The sequence below is a fragment of the Bacillus sp. ISL-75 genome (assembly GCF_018613095.1).
The window spans coordinates 111,462-129,877 of record NZ_JAGGQX010000027.1 but is presented as its reverse complement, the minus strand read 5'-3'; the positions used below and the strand labels follow the sequence as shown (position 1 = coordinate 129,877).

At 38.2% G+C, this 18,416-nt stretch carries 19 protein-coding genes; 10 read left to right on the top strand and 9 right to left on the bottom strand.

Annotation, left to right across the window (positions count from 1 at the left end; translation table 11 throughout):
* Positions 1-182: 182 nt before the first annotated feature.
* On the top strand, positions 183-833 hold the full coding sequence (gene trhA / locus J7E63_RS13125; RefSeq protein WP_215012865.1) for a PAQR family membrane homeostasis protein TrhA: 651 nt from the start codon (positions 183-185) through the stop codon (positions 831-833).
* An 86-nt stretch (positions 834-919) separates the two neighbouring features.
* Here the strand turns inward: trhA and J7E63_RS13120 are convergent, their stop codons facing one another.
* The gene (locus J7E63_RS13120) at positions 920-2,290 is read right to left on the bottom strand and encodes an MFS transporter (protein ID WP_215012863.1); all 1,371 of its coding nucleotides are present in this window, start codon (positions 2,288-2,290) and stop codon (positions 920-922) included.
* A 151-nt stretch (positions 2,291-2,441) separates the two neighbouring features.
* Between J7E63_RS13120 and J7E63_RS13115 the strand changes: the two genes are divergently transcribed.
* The 3 genes from J7E63_RS13115 to J7E63_RS13105 all read left to right on the top strand — a co-directional run bounded on the left by J7E63_RS13115 (position 2,442) and on the right by J7E63_RS13105 (position 4,977).
* Positions 2,442-3,455: an XdhC family protein gene (locus tag J7E63_RS13115; protein ID WP_215012861.1), complete on the top strand. Its 1,014-nt coding sequence runs from the start codon at positions 2,442-2,444 to the stop codon at positions 3,453-3,455.
* 194 nt (positions 3,456-3,649) lie between these two features.
* Complete coding sequence (locus J7E63_RS13110) at positions 3,650-4,483, top strand: FAD binding domain-containing protein (RefSeq protein ID WP_215012859.1); 834 nt, start codon at positions 3,650-3,652, stop codon at positions 4,481-4,483.
* Positions 4,484-4,542: 59 nt separating this feature from the next.
* Positions 4,543-4,977: a (2Fe-2S)-binding protein gene (locus J7E63_RS13105; RefSeq protein WP_215012950.1), complete on the top strand. Its 435-nt coding sequence runs from the start codon at positions 4,543-4,545 to the stop codon at positions 4,975-4,977.
* A gap of 58 nt (positions 4,978-5,035) precedes the next feature.
* Here the strand turns inward: J7E63_RS13105 and J7E63_RS13100 are convergent, their stop codons facing one another.
* Positions 5,036-7,102, bottom strand: a complete 2,067-nt coding sequence (locus J7E63_RS13100; protein WP_215012853.1) for a peptidoglycan D,D-transpeptidase FtsI family protein — start codon at positions 7,100-7,102, stop codon at positions 5,036-5,038.
* Between the two features lie 271 nt (positions 7,103-7,373).
* Here J7E63_RS13100 and J7E63_RS13095 point away from each other — a divergent pair, with 271 nt between their 5' ends.
* The 4 genes from J7E63_RS13095 (at position 7,374) to pssA (ending at position 11,576) form a co-directional block, all read left to right on the top strand.
* Positions 7,374-8,906: a carboxypeptidase M32 gene (locus J7E63_RS13095; RefSeq protein ID WP_215012851.1), complete on the top strand. Its 1,533-nt coding sequence runs from the start codon at positions 7,374-7,376 to the stop codon at positions 8,904-8,906.
* Between the two features lie 295 nt (positions 8,907-9,201).
* The gene (locus J7E63_RS13090; RefSeq protein ID WP_215012849.1) at positions 9,202-9,990 is read left to right on the top strand and encodes a TerC family protein; all 789 of its coding nucleotides are present in this window, start codon (positions 9,202-9,204) and stop codon (positions 9,988-9,990) included.
* A 193-nt stretch (positions 9,991-10,183) separates the two neighbouring features.
* Entirely contained in the window at positions 10,184-10,855 is a 672-nt protein-coding gene (locus J7E63_RS13085; RefSeq protein ID WP_215012847.1) for a phosphatase PAP2 family protein, read from the top strand.
* A 94-nt stretch (positions 10,856-10,949) separates the two neighbouring features.
* Positions 10,950-11,576, top strand: a complete 627-nt coding sequence (gene pssA, locus J7E63_RS13080) for a CDP-diacylglycerol--serine O-phosphatidyltransferase (RefSeq protein WP_251026664.1) — start codon at positions 10,950-10,952, stop codon at positions 11,574-11,576.
* A gap of 216 nt (positions 11,577-11,792) precedes the next feature.
* Here the strand turns inward: pssA and qoxD are convergent, their stop codons facing one another.
* Genes qoxD through qoxA form a run of 4 tightly spaced genes read right to left on the bottom strand, consistent with a single transcriptional unit; the run spans position 11,793 to position 15,634 of the window.
* On the bottom strand, positions 11,793-12,086 hold the full coding sequence (gene qoxD, locus J7E63_RS13075; RefSeq protein ID WP_168243207.1) for a cytochrome aa3 quinol oxidase subunit IV: 294 nt from the start codon (positions 12,084-12,086) through the stop codon (positions 11,793-11,795).
* Positions 12,087-12,692, bottom strand: a complete 606-nt coding sequence (gene qoxC, locus J7E63_RS13070; protein ID WP_168243208.1) for a cytochrome aa3 quinol oxidase subunit III — start codon at positions 12,690-12,692, stop codon at positions 12,087-12,089.
* Entirely contained in the window at positions 12,682-14,658 is a 1,977-nt protein-coding gene (gene qoxB, locus J7E63_RS13065; protein ID WP_168243209.1) for a cytochrome aa3 quinol oxidase subunit I, read from the bottom strand. Before qoxB ends, qoxC begins: the two co-directional genes overlap by 11 nt.
* Entirely contained in the window at positions 14,648-15,634 is a 987-nt protein-coding gene (gene qoxA, locus J7E63_RS13060; protein ID WP_215012845.1) for a cytochrome aa3 quinol oxidase subunit II, read from the bottom strand. The genes qoxB and qoxA overlap by 11 nt, the downstream gene beginning before the upstream one ends.
* Before the next feature lie 374 nt (positions 15,635-16,008).
* On the opposite strand from qoxA, the gene J7E63_RS13055 reads away from it, so the two are divergent.
* Positions 16,009-16,311 (top strand): iron-sulfur cluster assembly accessory protein, encoded by a 303-nt coding sequence (locus tag J7E63_RS13055; RefSeq protein ID WP_215012843.1) that lies wholly within the window; start codon positions 16,009-16,011, stop codon positions 16,309-16,311.
* A 62-nt stretch (positions 16,312-16,373) separates the two neighbouring features.
* On the opposite strand, the gene J7E63_RS13050 is transcribed toward J7E63_RS13055, so the two are convergent.
* Genes J7E63_RS13050 through J7E63_RS13040 form a run of 3 tightly spaced genes read right to left on the bottom strand, consistent with a single transcriptional unit; the run spans position 16,374 to position 17,338 of the window.
* Positions 16,374-16,796 (bottom strand): Hsp20/alpha crystallin family protein, encoded by a 423-nt coding sequence (locus J7E63_RS13050; protein WP_215012841.1) that lies wholly within the window; start codon positions 16,794-16,796, stop codon positions 16,374-16,376.
* 12 nt (positions 16,797-16,808) lie between these two features.
* Complete coding sequence (locus J7E63_RS13045) at positions 16,809-17,051, bottom strand: spore germination protein (protein ID WP_215012839.1); 243 nt, start codon at positions 17,049-17,051, stop codon at positions 16,809-16,811.
* Between the two features lie 20 nt (positions 17,052-17,071).
* A complete protein-coding gene (locus tag J7E63_RS13040) occupies positions 17,072-17,338 on the bottom strand; it encodes a spore germination protein (RefSeq protein ID WP_215012837.1) in 267 nt (88 codons plus the stop codon).
* A gap of 219 nt (positions 17,339-17,557) precedes the next feature.
* Between J7E63_RS13040 and J7E63_RS13035 the strand changes: the two genes are divergently transcribed.
* Positions 17,558-18,313, top strand: a complete 756-nt coding sequence (locus J7E63_RS13035) for a Cof-type HAD-IIB family hydrolase (protein ID WP_215012835.1) — start codon at positions 17,558-17,560, stop codon at positions 18,311-18,313.
* Positions 18,314-18,416: the final 103 nt, after the last annotated feature.

Here is an 18,416-nt window from a genome sequence, read left to right as displayed (position 1 = left end):
TAAGAAAATAATCGATAATGTTAATAAGGTTAGAAAGGAAAGTGATACTTAACGATAAGTTTCACTTTTTTTAGTTTTGGTAGATGACAAATGTCCATTGTCCTTCTTTGATAATCATGTTATTTTCATGAATATCATTTCTATTTAATTGAATCGCGCTTTACTTGAAGGAGGAAATCCTATTGGCAGTTACACATACTTTTTCAAAAAAAGAGGAACTAGCTAATTCCATCACACACGGAGTGGGGGCACTATTAAGCATTTCTGCCTTAGTTATTTTAATTGTATATGCATCCCTATATGGAACGGTGTGGCATGTGGTTAGCTTCACGATCTTTGGAGTAACAATGTTTATACTTTATATGTCGTCTACCTTGCTTCATAGTTTTCCTGAAGGAAAGGCAAAGGACATTTTTGAAATTTTTGACCATTCGTCTATTTACTTTTTTATTGCCGGGACCTACACACCATTTTTATTAATCGTAATCAAAGAAACACTAGGTTGGTCACTTTTTGGAATCGTTTGGGGACTTGCGATTGCGGGTACCGTCTTTAAATGCTTTTTTGTGAAAAAGTACCTTTTTTCATCAACGGCGCTTTATGTGGTCATGGGCTGGTTAATTGTCTTCGCATGGAAACCATTAGTGAATAATCTATCCTTGGAAGGGATGATCTATTTAGCTATTGGGGGCGCACTGTATACACTCGGAGCCATTTTCTATGTTTGGCGTGGGTTTAAATATCACCACGCAGTCTGGCATCTATTTGTATTAGCAGCCAGTGTTGCTCACTTTTTTTGTGTGTTGTTTTATGTATTGCCGATTCATTCTTAAGTTGTTCATGAGGACAGAAATCAGAATCGAAGAGCAAACTTTGTCCTCATGGGAGTCATGAGGACAGAAATTCGAATAGTGTGTGATCAAACATGCCGCATTTTTCTATAGTTAAATGTCTCCCGAGAAAACCATAGGCTCATTAAAAAGCTAATGATGCCCGTGAACAGTAAAACTTCCCCGATGATTTTCATATTTTCCGCTGTAACATCTTTCCCAAAGATTAATCCTAAAATGATTGAAGATAAAATGGAGCCCAAATATCGGCAGGTTTGAAATAAGCCGGATGTTGTCCCAATAATCTCTTTTGGACTCTCCTTAACCATGGCCACTTGGAGAACAACATTTCCAATTCCATAGCTTAAGCCCATGATTGATAAAATAATCCCGATACCCAAATAGGAAGTATTTACAAAAAACAGGATAAAAGCCAGTGCACCAATAATTGATATAAAAGAGCCAACCATAATCGGCAGGTTTACACCGGCCCGGTCGATCCATTTTCCCGTTACAGATGAAATAATAATGCTTATTCCAGACATAAATAACATTAACAAGCCACTCATTTCCACGCTTAAACCCAATCCTTCTTGAAAATAACTGGGCAGCCCGAAAAATAAACAATAAAAAAAGATATTCAAAAATATGAACTGGATGTAGACCATCGAAAGCTTTGGATGTGTTTTAAAAATACGAATATCAATAAATGGCTCCTTGACTCTTAACTCCCTCAGAACAAATAAACCGAAAAAGATGATTCCAACAAACCCCGACAGATAATGAATTTTTCCTTCAAAAGATAACAAAAACCATAAAAAGAATACCATTCCTGCAGCGAAGTACCCGATTCCTAGAAAATCCAAGTTGGAGAATAATTTTTTCATGTGAGCCTTATCTTGTTTGATGTCCTTCGGAAACATATACCACCCCAGCAGAAAGCTGAGGATAATAAAGGGGAAATTCACCCAGAAGATGGCAGGCCAATTGCCCCAAACAATTAAGAAACCTCCAATGGTAGGCCCTAGTGCTACCATTGCCGAAGCGAAAATCGATAATACGGCAAGGGCTGAGGCCTGTCTTTCTTTGATATGGTCTCGAATTAACGACATCCCTGCTGGATAAATGGCACTGCTCCCAATCGATTGAAACAGTCTCATGACAAGCAACATGAGAAAGGTATGTGACATAGGTGCACAAAACGCTGACAAGGCAACTAAAATGAGTCCGGTTAAAAAGGTTTTTTTTCTCCCAAAAATATCACCAATTTTTCCTGTAACCGGCTGTGCTACTGCACTTGCTAAATAAAAGCTGGATATCAACCACGAAACGGTTGTAAAGGAAAGCTGAAAATCCTTCTGTATACTGTGTAATGCTAAGGCGATCATTGATGAATTAAGTGGATTTAACATCGTTCCAGAGGCGACAGCTGTTAAAAATAATGCACGATTTTTCTTCATGTCTTCATCCTTTGCTGGATTTAGATTCAGTTTATTTTTTGCAATATATTTATTTCTATGAGTGGCACATTAAAAATTTATCATTCTAGGAATAGCCTCCAAACTAATATAAATAAGATAGGGATTTTTGAGTATGAAGTGGAGGAGTCTTATGGATGATATTTATCCGATTTTAGAAGTCATTGATCAACCAGGCCAAAAGGTATTAGCAACCATTGTTCGTGTTCAAGGATCAGCATATAAAAGAGAAGGTTCTTCCATGCTTTTTTGTGAAGATGGGAAGCAATTTGGCATGTTAACTGCAGGTTGCTTGGAAACAGATTTGACCATTAAAGCTCAAGAGGTTTTCATCAAGCAAGAAGCAAGAATGTTCCATTATAATTTGGCAGATGAAGACGATATGAGTTGGGGTCAAGGGAATGGCTGCAATGGAACAATTGATATCTTACTAGAGCCAGTCTCTGAAAGATTAACAGAGGATTTCTTGGTTGTAAAAAGATCCCTAGACAACTGTAAACCTGTAATTATGTTAAAAAAACTAGATGAATTGGGAGAGTATCTGTTTATTGAGGAGGAAGGGGATCCGTTTGGCAACTGGTCAGGGGATATTCCTAAAATTGCCTTTACATCTAAAAGTGGAATCATACCTGGAACTGATTCCATTTATCAACATACGTATCAACCTAGGCCAAGGCTCATTGTCTTTGGGGCAGGACCAGATGCAAAACCGCTTGTTCACCTGGCCGCGGAAACAGGATTTTCAGTAACCGTATGCGATTGGCGGGAAGAGTTTTGTCAAAAAAAATATTTTCCCAAAGCTGAGCAGCTCCTTTTGGGCTTTCCTAAAAAGCTTTTGAAGCAAATTTCCTTTTCTCCCTATGATTATGTGGTCGTCATGACGCATCATTTTGAAAGGGATCAAGAAATATTTGAGGTGGTACGCAAGGAGCATATAAAGTACTTAGGCGTACTAGGGCCGCGGGAAAGAACCAAAAGGCTGCTTAAATATGAAAATGTCCCAACCTGGATTTATTCACCTATGGGTAAGAATATTGGAGCAAAGGGTCCTGAGGAAATCGCTGTTAGTATCGTTGCTCAATTGATTGAGGTGTGGAGAAAGCCAGTCCATGAAAGAGTGCAACTTCTGTGGACCATTCCCGAGTAAGTGGAAATTGTTCTTCAGCAGGTAATAACAGTGTTATAGGCAGTTATAAGTGGATTTACTCAGTATAAAATCCACTTATACATGGGGGGAGGCCAGGATTTGGAGGTTATTGGGAAAAGTGTCATTCGCAAAAAGGCGTTTGATAAGGTGTCTGGAAAGAAGTTGATTTGGAAAGCAAAGGAGGCGCAAAAATAATGCTTCCCTTTGATTTTGATTATTATAAGCCGGCCACATTGAAAGAAGCTGTCGATTTACATCAGTATTTAGATCAGCAGGGCAAGCAGCCGATGTTCTTTTCGGGAGGAACCGAATTAATTACACTTGGAAGAATAGATTTAGCCTATACTGAAGCTGTTATTGATATCAAGGATATCCCCGAATGCAATGTAATGCAGGTTAGTGGTGATCATTTGCTGCTTGGCAGTACCCTCTCACTTACAAAAATAGAAGAAGCAAATCTTTTCCCATTATTAACGAAAACTGCCAGTCAAGTCGCTGATCATACGGCTCGAGGGAAGATTTCTTTAGGAGGGAATATCTGTGCTCGGATTTTTTACCGGGAAGCTGTTTTGCCATTTTTACTTTCTGATAGCCAAATTTTAATTGTCGGACCAGAAGGAAAAAAGATGGTGCCCATTAATGAGAAATTTTTAGAAAAGCTTCAACTGAAAAAAGGGGAATTTCTCGTTCAATTAGCAACAGAAACACGGTTTATCAAAGCACCGTTCTTTAGTTTCAAGCGTCGTCAGCAGTGGGACACTGGCTACCCTTTGATCACGGTAGCGGCATTAAAAATAGGTCAGGAAGTACGTGTCGCAATCAGTGGCTTTTGCCCTTTTCCATTTCGGTCAAAGGAACTTGAAGCTTCGTTAAATAAAAGAGATCTGCCAGTAGTTTCAAGGATTAATGTGGGGCTTTCCAAGTTACCAAAGCCTATTTTAGATGATGTAGAAGGGTCAGCAAAATATAGGTTATTTGTTTTGAAGAATCTATTGATGGATGTGTTAGCAGTGTTGGATGGAACTTGAAGTTAGATTTATAGAATAAAAAAGGAGGGGAGAGTAACTTGAAATCCCACACAATTACGATGAATATAAATGGAGAAAATCGAAGTGTAACCGTTCGGTCTGCCGATACACTTTTATATGCGATCCGGGATGAACTTGGTTTGACAGGTGCAAAACCTAGCTGTTTAAACGGAGACTGCGGCGCATGTACAGTTAATGTAGAAGGTTGGCCGATGAAGTCCTGTTTAATGCTTGCTGTTGAAGCGGTTGGAAAAAAAGTAACAACCATTGAGGGGTTGGAGAATACACCCATCCAGCGGGCTTTTGTGGAAAACTTTGCTTTTCAATGCGGTTACTGCACCCCCGGCTTTATTATGAATTGCCATTCGTTAATACTAAAGCATCCAGAAGCAGATGATCAAATGATTAAAGAATGGCTGGAGTCGAATATCTGCCGATGTACCGGCTATGCTGAAATTGAAAGGGCATTGAAATCAGTGCTCAAGAAGAAGTGACAAAAGGGGAACAATCTAACGAAAAAGGATGCCATTTTATGGCACCCTCGACCATGATTTATTTTTTTTTCATTTCAAAATAGGTGTCCAGTACACGGCGGCCAATTTTCAGGTTTGCTCGGTTGTCTTTTTTTCCCTGATATGCCCATGGAACAATAACGGCCATGGCGATTTCTGGATTCGAACTAGGGGCGTAGCTAACCAAGCTTAGGTTCATTACTGGAGGAGGTTCCTTACCAAACCTGTATCGCTCCGGTCCGTCATAAAAGGCTTCAGCTGTACCTGTTTTACCAGCAGGTGAGTAGGGTGCTGTGCTGAAGTACTTATAGGCCGTACCGCCACGTTCTTGCATGACCTTTTTAAAACCTAATCGAACACGGTACATCCAATCAGGTTTCACATCAATCGTGTTAAGGACGGTTGGAGAGATTTCTTGTACAACAGGACCTAGTTCATCTTTCCCTTCCTGTGGTTCGAGCATTTGTTTGACTACATGAGGCTGCATCCGATATCCACCATTCGCAATCGTTGATACATATTGTACCAACTGCATGGCGGAATAGGTATCATATTGTCCAATCACAAGGTCAAGCAAATATCCAGGCAGGTGGCTCTGACCTTTAAATCCGGTTTGTTCATTTGGTAAATCAATTCCAGTTCTTGATCCAAGGCCAAACGAAGCAAATGAGTTTCTAATCGTGTCAAAAGCCTTCGCGCTAATATTTAAGGGTTTATCATATTCATAGTGCCCTTTTCCAATTCTAATTGCCGTATGAAACATATAAACGTTGGAAGATAATTTTAGGGCATTAATTTCGTTTAATTTTCCTAAGTAGGCATATGATTTTTTTAGAGGAGTAGCTTGAATTTTTAAACCTTTATCATCAAAAACAGTTCCGGGGCCAATCGCACCTGTTTTATAACCAGTCAAAATCGTGGCACCCTTGACAGTCGAACCCACGTTATACGTGGTGGTAAAGGTCCCGAGGGCATCATCTTCCATTTCAACTCTGCCAGTTTGTTTGTTTCTGACAATTTTTTTACCTGACATGGCTAAAACTTCACCTGTTTTTGGGTTCATTAAGACAACATAGGCACGGTCAGTTAAAAAAGTACCAGGATATCTTTTAGCTGCCCAAAGCTCCTCTTCTATGATCCGATCAACTTTCATTTGCAAATCCATATCAATGCTTAAGACAAGATCTTTTCCCTTTTTTCCCTTTGATACGGGAAGATTTTCAATTATATTGCCTGTTTTATCAGTTACATTTTTTAATTTTGATTTATAGCCGTGAAGAACATCTTCATACTGCCATTCAAGTTGGCTTTTGCCGACACGATCATTACGGCTATAATCCCGAGCCAAGAAGTATTCCAATTGTTCAGCTGGCAGCCCTTCATCTGATTTGGTGACTTTTCCTAACACAGACTTTAAGGTTCGGTCAAAAGCATAGCACCTCTCCCAGTCAGTAGTAGTATCCACCCCTGGAAGGGATTGAAGATTTTCGCTCACAACGGCCAATTCTTTAGCGGTAACTCCTTCATTTTTAATAATTTGTGTTGTAAATTTGTATCCACTATTGAACTCTTTAAAAAGTGCAAGTACCTCAAGTTTATCTTTATCTATTTCCTTTAATTCTTCAGGTGTTATGCGCTCTAATTTTAATTGATAAATATCCCTGTCTGTTAATTTTTTGGTATAAAATAATTCCTTTTCATTCTTTGTGATTTTGGCATTAGCACGCTCAGGATTATTCATAATCCAGAAATCAAGTTTATCCCTCTCGGTTACCTTGTCTGTTTTTTTATTGATTAGTTTTGCTAATTTTTCAGCGGTTTCAAGCATTTGTGGTTGGCTAAATCCCTCGTTCGTGTAACTGATCGCATTCTTTGGGACATTATCAACGATGATTCTGTAATCCCGATCAAGTATTTTTCCTCTTGGGACAGGATTACTGACCGTTACATCTTCTTTTCTTTCTAAATCTCTTTTAAAATTTTCGCCATACACGATTTGCACAAAGCCAAGCCGGAGGATTAAAACAGAAAATAGTAAAAAAACACTAAAAAAAATGATATTTAACCGAAAGGGGAAGTGTGACTTCTTCTTTTTCTGTTTATCCAAATTGCCTGCACATCCTTTTTACAGAACAAAAATATTTACATATATATCCTGCCCATTTGTAAATAATGGTATGAAAATTGTTCTAATTCTTTAAGTGATGGGATCATTTATCGACAGTATTTATGTTTCTATGAATTTTTTGTCTATAAAAAAATTTCTAATTTTTCCCCATATTTGAAATTTTAATTTATAATAAATTGGGATGTGGTTGTTTTCTTGAACGAACATCTTTAGAAACAGAAAATGAGATTGATTAGGAGGTCTGTATATTATGGAACAGAAAGTGATCGATCCAGTGGTACAAAGGGCAATAGCTCAATTTAAGGGTTTGGATGAAAAAATCACCCATTTTTCAAGTATCATCGGTTTGGCTGATTGGGATCAAAAGGTCATGGCACCGAAAAAAGGGAGAAGTATCTTTGCCAAGGCAACTGGCACACTAAGGACGGAAATTTTCAAACTCTCTGTCTCTCAGGAAATGGGCGACTTGCTAGCTGAACTAACTCTTCCTGACAACTTTGATTTATTAGATGAAGTAACAAAAGCAAAAGTTAGAGAATATAGAGCGTACTACCAAAAATCGAAGAGCATTCCTGCTGACCTTTTTCAGGAATATAGCATTCTAACAGCACAGGCAAATGATGCCTGGGAAGAGGCTAGGGAAAACAATGATTTTGCCTGCTTCCTGCCCTATTTAGAAAAAATCGTTGAGTACAAACGGAAATTTGCTGAAATATATGGATATGTTGACCACCCATACGATGCGCTCTTGGATGAATTTGAACCTGGACTAACGGTTAAGAGACTGGATCCGCTATTTGCCAAGTTAAGAGATTCTAGTGTTAAACTGTTAGAACGTATTCAACAAAATGGAAAGCGGACACAGGCGGAAATTTTTGATCAATCGTTTCCAATTGAAAAACAAAAAGAATTTAATCGCTATTTCTTGCCTATCATTGGTTTTGACCTTGAGGCCGGCAGGTTGGATGAAACAGTCCATCCGTTTGCCCAAACCGTTAATACTGGAGATGTACGGTTAACCACTCGTTATTTAGAAAGAAACGTCCGGTCCGCACTATTCGGTACAATCCATGAAGCTGGTCATGGAATCTATGAACAACATATCAACCCTGATTATGAGGAATCAGTTCTCCAAAGCGGAGCATCTTTTGGAATCCATGAATCGCAATCGAGGTTTTTAGAAAATATGGTCGGCCGCAGCAAGGCTTTCTGGACATACTTATACCCTAAACTGCAGGAGTATTTTCCGAAACAGCTCGAAACTATTTCTGTGGATGAATTTTATCGGGCGGTTAATACTGTGAAACCCTCATTTATCCGTGTAGAAGCCGATGAGTTAACGTATAATTTGCATATTATGCTTCGTTATGAAATTGAAAAAGCATTAATAAGCGGTGAGATCGAAGCGAAAGACCTTCCGACTGTCTGGAACCAGAAAATGCAGGATTACCTTGGTGTAACACCAAGTACTGACTCAGAAGGCGTTCTCCAAGATGTTCATTGGTCATTTGGCGGTATTGGTTATTTTCCGTCCTATTCATTAGGAAATCTCTATGCAGCGCAGATCCTCGTGACGATTCAAAGAGAACTTCCAGAATTCTACAACCATATCGAAAATGGCAGATTTGACCTGATTCAAGATTGGTTAAAAGAAAATATTCATCAGTACGGTAAGCTTTACACCCCAAATGAATTGATTGTAAAGGTAACGGGTGAGGAATTAAACGCCGAATACCTTGTCGAATACCTTGAGAAAAAATATGCAGAGGTTTACGAATTGTAACTATTTAAGTTTATTAAACATGTAAACTCACATTGACAATAAACTTGAATTATATTATAGTATGAGTAATTAAATATTTCCTTTTTAAAGGGGAGTAGCTGCTACAATAAAGTCGTCATTCCGAGAATTCAATTCTCCGGCTTTATTGGCAACATTTACGTTGTTAGCAAGACCTTTACTTTACTGTAAAGGTCTTTTTGTGTTTTTTTAGGCCTTTACTGTAACCAGTAAAGGCCTATTTTTATGGCGTAAGGGAGTATATTAAAAAAAACAAACTTTTGAGGAGGAAACATTCATGGACTTAACTCTGTTACTCGAATACGGCTGGGTGTTAATGATCTTGGTGGCATTAGAAGGTCTGTTAGCTGCAGACAACGCTTTAGTACTCGCAATTATGGTTAAGCAATTACCCGAGGAAAAACGTAAGAAGGCCTTATTTTATGGTTTAGCCGGAGCCTTTGTGTTCCGCTTTGCTTCCTTGTTCGTGATTTCATTTCTTGTTGATGTATGGCAGGTTCAAGCAATTGGGGCTCTTTATTTACTTTTTATGGCTGGAAATCATATATTCCGTAAGGTAATCAAAGGGAAGGCAGCAGAGGATAAAGAGGAAAAGGAAGGATCAAAAAAAAGCAGCTTTTGGATGACTGTATTAAAAGTTGAAGTGGCTGACATTGCTTTTGCGGTTGATTCGATTCTTGCTGCTGTCGCGATGGCGGTTGCTTTACCAGACACTCCACTGCCTAATATCGGCGGTCTGGATGGTGGTAAATTCTTAGTTATTTTCGCCGGCGGGATTATTGGTCTAATTATTATGAGGTTTGCAGCAAATCAGTTTGTAAAGCTTTTAGAAAAACGTCCAGGTCTAGAGATTGCTGCCTTTACGATTGTAGGCTGGGTTGGTGTGAAGCTTGCAGTTTACACCTTATCACATCCAGCATTGGCTATTTTAAGCGAGGAATTTGCGCATTCAATGGGATGGAAAGTAATCTTTTATGTTGTGTTGGTAGGTATTGCTGCCGCAGGCTGGTTTTTCTCAAAAGACAAAAGCACAGAACCATTGAGAAAAGAACCAGAGACTTTATAATTATTAATTCATTTTAAGCCTAATAAAAGGCAGACTAAAAAGTTCTGCCTTTTATTATTATTCCTATCTAAGAACATACATTTTTGAGATACTTTTCAAAGTCTCAGTGATAGTATAGACAGTAAAGGCTTAAACTAAGGGAACCTTATTATCGTACAATCACAAATCCTTTTTGCCTGAGAGGTTTGATTTGATGAATTTAAAAACGTATCTTGTTATTGCCTTTAGTATTAGTACTGTTTCCATAATTGGCTTTAGTTTGATATCCTTATTGATAAGTGATCAGAAAATCATCTATTTTGACCGTACGGTAATTGATATGGTCCAAGGGTCTGAAACATTGGTTCTTACAACTGTGATGAAATTTTTTACGTTTATTGGTTCTGCCCCTTTTGTCATTGTTCTTAGTCTTTTTCTGTTATTTTTTCTCTATAAAGTACTTCATCATCGCTTGGAATTAATATTGTTTGTTGCGGCAATCACGGGATCGGCGATATTAAATGCTATCTTAAAGCAGTTTTTTCAAAGAGTCCGTCCTGATTTCCATCGTTTAATTGATATTGAAGGCTATAGTTTTCCAAGTGGACATGCGATGAATGCTTTTACGGATTATGGTATTCTTTCGTTTTTATTATGGCGTCATATTCCAAGCAGGTTTGGCAGAGGTGTGTTAATCTCCGTAAGCATGGTAATGATTTTAGCAATCGGAATCAGCCGAATCTATTTAGGTGTCCATTATCCAAGCGATATAATCGGCGGCTATTTTGCAAGTGGGTTCTGGATTACAACGGCGATTTTGTTTTTTCAATATTACCAAGAGAAACGTTATAATAAGAAGAAACAACGAGAAAAGGGTATTGCATGATTATCTTAATTAGTATGGAGTGATACATATCATCAGAAACAGTATTCCTAATTTATTTACGATTTCTAATTTATTTTTTGGATTTTTATCAATTATGTATTCTGCGCAAGGGGATTACAAAAACGCAGCCATTTTAATTTTGATAGGGATGATGCTCGATAGCATGGATGGCCGAATTGCAAGAATGTTACGGGTGGATAGTGAATTGGGGAAAGAATTAGACTCCTTAGCAGATGTGGTTACCTTTGGGGTGGCACCAGCAATGATGGCATATTATTCGTATTTCTCAGAGTTTGGGGTAGCTGGTATGGCCATTTCTGGCCTATTTCCTTTATTCGGTGCCTATCGGTTAGCTCGGTTTAATATTAATGCGGTCAAATCTTCCAATAAGTATTTTACTGGTGTCCCAATAACGGCCGCAGGGGGATTGTTAACACTCCTTACCTTGTTCCACGGGAAAATGCCAGCGATTATCCTTCCTTTTGCCTTTTTTATTCTGTGCTACTTGATGGTTAGTACCATTAAAATTCCTAGCCTTAAGGATATCCCGCTGCCAAAATATGGAATTATCGTCACACTATTTTTGGGATACGCCATATACCTTGTCTTTAAAAAAGAACAGCACCGCTTTCCGTACTTCATATACGTAGCAATACCGCTTTATATCGCTTTTATTGGCTACCAATTAGTTCGGAACAAAAGAAAAAATAGTCCAAAATAAAGAAGGGTGTCAGGCACCATGTGAAATTATCACATGGTGCCTGACACCCTATTTCATTATAAGAATGTATTGGTTCTTGAACTTAGATAACTGTCCAGCTCCAGCACCTAGGGGCTCGGGGGTCATAAGCCAATCCGTCCTGAAGGTAAAAATCAACCTTCACGCCGGCTCGTTTTATGCCTGTCGCCCCTGAAAAAGGTGCTTCCGCTTTTCTAATTACATTCCAAACGACATGACCCAAATGGATCCAGCAACGGTTACGAAGGCAATGAAGAAGCCGTAGATGACGTTGATGATTTGGGATTTACCATCTTCCCCTTCGTTCATATGCATGAACATATATAATTGAAGGGCAGCTTGGATTACAGCTAAAGAGCCTATAATCCAGAGGATGGTTGTAAAGGGAAGAGAGGTTTTTAGTGCCACACCAAGTGCAGCAAAGGTTAGTACCAATGACATGATAAAACCTAACACGTGCGTAAGCGGAAACCCCTTGGTATTTTTAGCCATTTATGCCACCATCCTTGCTAAATACACAAATGTGAAAATAAAAATCCAGACAACATCTAAAAAGTGCCAATATAGACCGATAATAAATGTTTTACGGGCAGTAACAGGTGTTAAACCTCTTTTTAATATTTGAATAATCACCATTGTAGCCCAGCCGATACCCATGCTCACGTGCAGTCCATGAGTACCAAGTAAAACAAAGAAGCTAGATAGAAAAGCACTAGTTTGCATTGTTGCTCCTTCGTGCACATAATGGATGAACTCCGTAATCTCCATGAATACGAAACCCGCACCAAGTAGAAGGGTAATAATGAACCATAATAATAGACCATTACGGTTATGGCGGCGCATCTCATAGATCGCAAGACCACAAGTAAAACTACTTGTTAAAAGAAGTATGGTTTCAATCATCACATCTTTTATTTCAAAAAGGTCCTTTGGTGTGGGACCACCTGCGTACCTCGCACTTAGAACAGAAAAGACCGCAAAGAGAGTTCCAAAGAGGACAATCTCAGCTCCTAGGAAAATCCAGAATCCTAGAATATTCATCCGGTTCTGTTCTGTTTGATATTCGAGCGGTAAGGCTGTATTTACATTAGCTGACATGGCTGTTCCCCCCTTTATCGACGTTACGCCATGCTTTTTCCGTTTCCTTTATTTCGTCAACAGTAACATGGAAGCCATCGTTATAATCAAACGAACGAATGATTAATCCAATAATTATACCAACAGAGGCAACAAGAGCCGCAATTTTCCATTCAAAGACAAGGAAGAATCCGGCGATGCCAAAGATAACCCCCATATAGATTGGTAAACCTGAATTACTTGGCATATGGATTTCTTTAATTTCGTCGTCTTTCAGGGTCAATCCTTCGTTATCCTTTTTCATATACCAGAAGGCATCAACAGATTTCACTTCAGGTAATTTTGCAAAGTTATAGAATGGAGGTGGTGAAGCAGTAGCCCATTCTAAGGTTCTTGCATTCCAAGGGTCATTTGAAATATTTCGGTCCGCATAGCGTGCACTCCAATAAATGTTATAGCAAAGAGCACCAAAGCCGATAGCTAAAATCACTGCGCCAATGGTAGATAACATGAATAATGGTGCATAGCCTGATTCAGCTGAATACGTGTATGAACGGCGGACAGCACCGTCTAAGCCTAGGAAGAACATAGGCATAAACGTTAAGTTAAATCCAATCGTAAAGAACCAGAAATGAATTTTACCAATTTTTTCATTTAGCATATGCCCGAACATTTTTGGCCACCAGTAATATAACCCGGCAAACACCGCAAACACAACACCAGGAATTAACACATAGTGGAAATGAGCGACAAGGAATAGGGTATTGTGATATTGATAATCTGCAGCACCCATGGCAAGCATTACCCCAGTTACACCACCAATGATAAAGCAAGGAATGAACGCAAGCGCCCACAGCATCGCTGTTGTAAACTCGATTCGACCTTTTCTCATCGTGAATAACCAGTTAAATATTTTGACACCAGTTGGAATAGCAATCATCATCGTCGTAATGGAGAAAACAGAGTTGACTCCTGGTCCGGCCCCCATCGTAAAGAAGTGGTGAACCCAAACAAGCATACTTAAAAACGCAATTCCCACAATGGAGAAGACCATTGATTTATAACCGAACAGCATTTTTCTAGAAAAGGTTGAAATAACCTCAGAGAACATCCCAAATGCTGGAAGAACCACGATATATACTTCAGGGTGACCCCATAACCAAAATAAGTTGGCCCACATCATATCCATACCGCCACCGCTTAAGGTGAAGAAGTGCGTTCCAAAGATCCGGTCAAAGGTCATCAAGGCAAGTGCAACAGTGAAAATTGGAAAGGAAGCCACAATAATAACCGATGCAATGAATGAAGTCCAAGTAAACATTGGCATTTTCATTAGTGTCATGCCTTTAGTTCTCATTTTTAAGATAGTTACGATAAAATTAATTCCTGTCATTAACGTACCAATCCCGGCAATTTGCAGGGCAATAGCGTAATAGTTATTTCCGATCCCAGGAGTAAATTCTTTACCTGCAAGAGGGAAGTAGGCTGTCCATCCTGCATCCGGGGACCCGCCAATGACAAACGAAATATTAAACAACATGGCACCACTAAAGAACAACCAGAAGCTTAGAGCGTTAAGTTGTGGGAATGCCACGTCACGCGCACCAATTTGCAGCGGAATCACCACGTTCATTAAACCAATTAATAATGGCATCGCCGCAAACAAAATCATGATCACACCGTGTGTGGTAAAAATTTCATTGTAATGCTGCGCATCTAAAAATTTCATCTCTGGACGAGAGGTTTGAGCCTTCATTAAAAGACCGTCTACGCCTCCCCGGAAAAACATCAGCACACCAGAAAGAATGTACATAATCCCAATCCGTTTATGATCAACGGTTGTCAACCATTCTCTCCAAAGCCATTTCCATTTCTTTAAATAGGTAACCCCTGCTACAATTCCTATCATTGTTAATAGAATCGCAATCTGAGAACCTAGTATTAATGGGTTGCCGACGATAAAAAAGTCATGCCAATTAATGCCCATTGTGCTCACCTCCATCTGATTTTTCGCCCATGTCCATACTTTCCATTCCATCCATGTCCATGGAATGACCATTTGTTTCTTTCTCTTTAAAAATCTTTCCTTTGACGCCATGTACTTCGTACAATTCAGGATTTGTATAAGTTTTAGAATTCATATCAGCATGATTTACCCAGGCTAGATGAGTTCCCAGGAATGTTTCACGACCTAAGTGTGTAGGCTTAAGAAGTTGATTGTATTTCTTTTCAGTTAACTTTGGGGCAGTATCCTTGACTTCCTTTACCCATTTTTCAAAGGCTTGCGGGGATTTCGCTTCAACTGTAAATTCCATATCAGCATATCCCTTGCCGTTAAAGTTTGTATTTCTACCTAGAAATTCTCCAGGCTTGTCTGCTGTGAGATACAACTCTGTCTCCATCTTGTTCATAGTATACTTTTGACCACCTAAAGCAGGAACCCAGAAGGATTGCATTGTACCAGCAGAGGTTAACTTAAACTGTACCGGAGTACCAGCAGGAATATTCACATAGTTCACTGTCTCGATCCCTTGTTCCGGATAGCTAAAAATCCACTTCCAATCAGCTGATGTTACATTAATGGTAATAGGTTTTTTATTTTCATACCCGGCAGGTACTTTCTCTAATTTATAGATTGTTTTAACAGTAGGAATCGTTAAAGCAATAACAATCAGAATAGGAATGACAGTCCAAATAATCTCTAATTTTGTACTTCCGTGTTCTTCAGGCGGTTCGTAATCTGCATTTTCAGGTTTCGCACGATATTTCCAAATGATATATCCAAATAAACCGAATACAACGACAACCACTAACAGCATAAAAATAAGTGACCAGTTAATTAATTCTAGAATGTCACGTGCGGCAGGGCCTTTTGGATCAAAGACGACCATATTCGTACAGCCGCTTAAAAGTAAAGTTGGTACTAAAGCTAACAGTGGAATGATGTAGCTTTTTTTAAACATGAATATTTCTCCCTTCTAGAATGTTCATTTTTTGATATGATTATCGTGAATTCATTCACAAATAAAACCAGACTAATTCCTTTCTTCTTTGTTAGAGATGGATTAATTTAAATTAATTATTATTTAATATTAATTAGTCTATAGGTATTTCCTAAAATCTATATTAACAACTTTGCTGTGATGTTAATATAGGTTTTTGGATTAAATTGTGACAAATTTGTTAAGGTTTTAAAATCCCTTCCTAGGAAAAATTAGGTAAGTTGATTTTACAAAAAGTGCATTTATGTCTTTTGTTGTTTCAAAGCTAAACATTGTCTATTTTGGATTTAAAGTGGGATAATATAAAGGAATACATAGATAGAGGAGAGCAAAAAATGAAGGTAAAAGTTAATCGGAATGCAGCAAAAGCATTGAAGAAAATGATGGAACAAGAAGAGGCACAAGGGAAATTGTTTCGAGTATATGTGACAAGTATCCACGGGGACCACGCCCATTATGATTTAAAGCTTGATACTCTAACAGAAAATGATGTGGTGGTTACAAGTGATAAAGAAATTGACTTTATTCTTGATAAAAATGATCCGACCTTAAATAATATCTGGATTCAATATTTCCAATTACCAAAAGAAGAATGGCTAATTACCAACCCAACAATGGGCGTACATCATCACCATTAATAAAACAAGAAAAAACGCTTGTGAGTTCACTGCGTTTTTTTTTTGACTATATTCTTTTCTTTCTATTGAAAATTATTCAACACACTTTTTCGAGGATAGGATATATGAAGTAGTCCATTATAAATTTGTGTTTGCATTAAATGTGCATTTGTTGGTTCTGGAAGTTCAATGACGCGTTCAAAATCACCATAGATTCGCTCTCTTTTCATTTCCATTTCAAATGGTAGAACCGGCTTTATTCTGCCATTAATTTTTAAATGTGTATTTGTGATTAAGTTAATTGAAAGATCTTCTTGATTTACTCCAGGTATTTCAACAATAATAAAATAATAATGTTCATTTTGATATAAATCAAATTTTGGATTACATACCGCTTCTCTAAAAAATTCATCAGGATGTTTTTGCTTAAGTACACTAGACCAAAAATTGCTCTCTCTATACTCATTTGTAATCTCTAGCCATTTTCTCATTTTTTCTATATCCATCTTACTACTCCTTTAAAGTTGATTGGCAATAGGCATAGAAGGGTTAGCTATTTGATCCTGATCACTAATATCTGTATCTATATTACCTGAGTTCATAAGAGAAGAAGCAGGTGAAAAATCACCTAAAGAAAAATTTGCTCCGACAAATTTACTATTAGCAGTATGGCTGTTATGCACAGTGGGACCGATATCAACATTTCCGTTTTGCGCAGCTCCATTAATCTTAAAATTTAAAATATTTATTTGAAATGGCATATCATAAAACCCCTATAATGTTAGATTGGTGGTACAGGTTGAATGGGTTGGTTTACATTGGAAACATCAGTAGTTCCAATTGAAGTTTGATCATTGACGTCAGGATCATTTAAAAGGTTTTCCATCATTGCTTCAGTCGGTGAAGTATCTCCATATGAAGCATTAATTCCTTGTGATTTACTATTGGAAGTGGGACTATTATGAGCTGCTTCCCCTATAGTTATGGAACCATTTCCCGAAATACTATTGATTTTTAAATAATATAAATTGATTACAACCGATGGCATCTTTAAACACCTTTCTATCCTTTGGCTTATGGGTACTATATGCAAAAGAGTGCCTATATGTTACTTTATGGTACTCATGTGTTATGGATATATGTAAATTCGCAGGTGGTTTTCTTTGTTTAACGTAAATGTATTATGTAAACTTAATTGTTTGATTAGTTTTTAGTAATGGTGTTAATCTTATAATGGGAAAAGTTAGAAGGGAGCACGTTAATACATATGGATAATTTTAAAAATGATGTTGAAATCAAATTAGTAGCACTGGATATGGATGGCACACTTTTAAATAACAAAGGCCAGATATCGGAAGCAAATCGCCAGGCAATCAGAGCTGCAAAGGATAAAGGGATTTTTGTCGTTCTAAGTACTGGACGTTCTGTGATTACTAGTCGAGAGCATGCTGATTCATTGGAGCTGAATTCATATTTGGTAACGGTAAATGGAAGTGAAATTTGGGATGAGAAAAGGGAATTAGTGGAAAGGAATTTGGTCAAATCGGAACTGGTTGAGTGGATGTGGGGGTTATCTCAACAGCATAACACAAAATTTTGGGCGATTAGTACGGAGCGAAATTGGCATAATGAAATGCCGGCTGACCTACATACACTGGAATGGATGAAATTTGGCTTTAACATCGATGATGACGCAACAAGAGCACTAATCTTTAATGAATTACAGGCTAAAGGTGAATTTGAATTAAGCAATTCAACCCTGAAGAACATTGAAGTAAATCCAGCTGGAATAAATAAAGCGAAGGGACTTGGGATTGTTTGCAGCCGGCTGGGTTTGGAAATGAAAAATGTTATGGCCGTAGGAGATAGCCTTAATGATTTAGCGATGATCAAAGCTGCGGGTTTGGGTGTAGCAATGGGAAATGCTCAGGATACGGTAAAGGAGTCCGCTGACTGGGTAACAGCAACCAATGAAGAGGATGGAGTAGCGCAGGCAATCCGTAAATGGGTGCTGTCAAAATAAAATATGGACGATAAAATTTTTTAGGAATTAGTTTGGTATATGCAATCCATAAATGGGTAAAAATAATTGGGCAAGTCAATTTGCAATTTACATGTAATTGTTA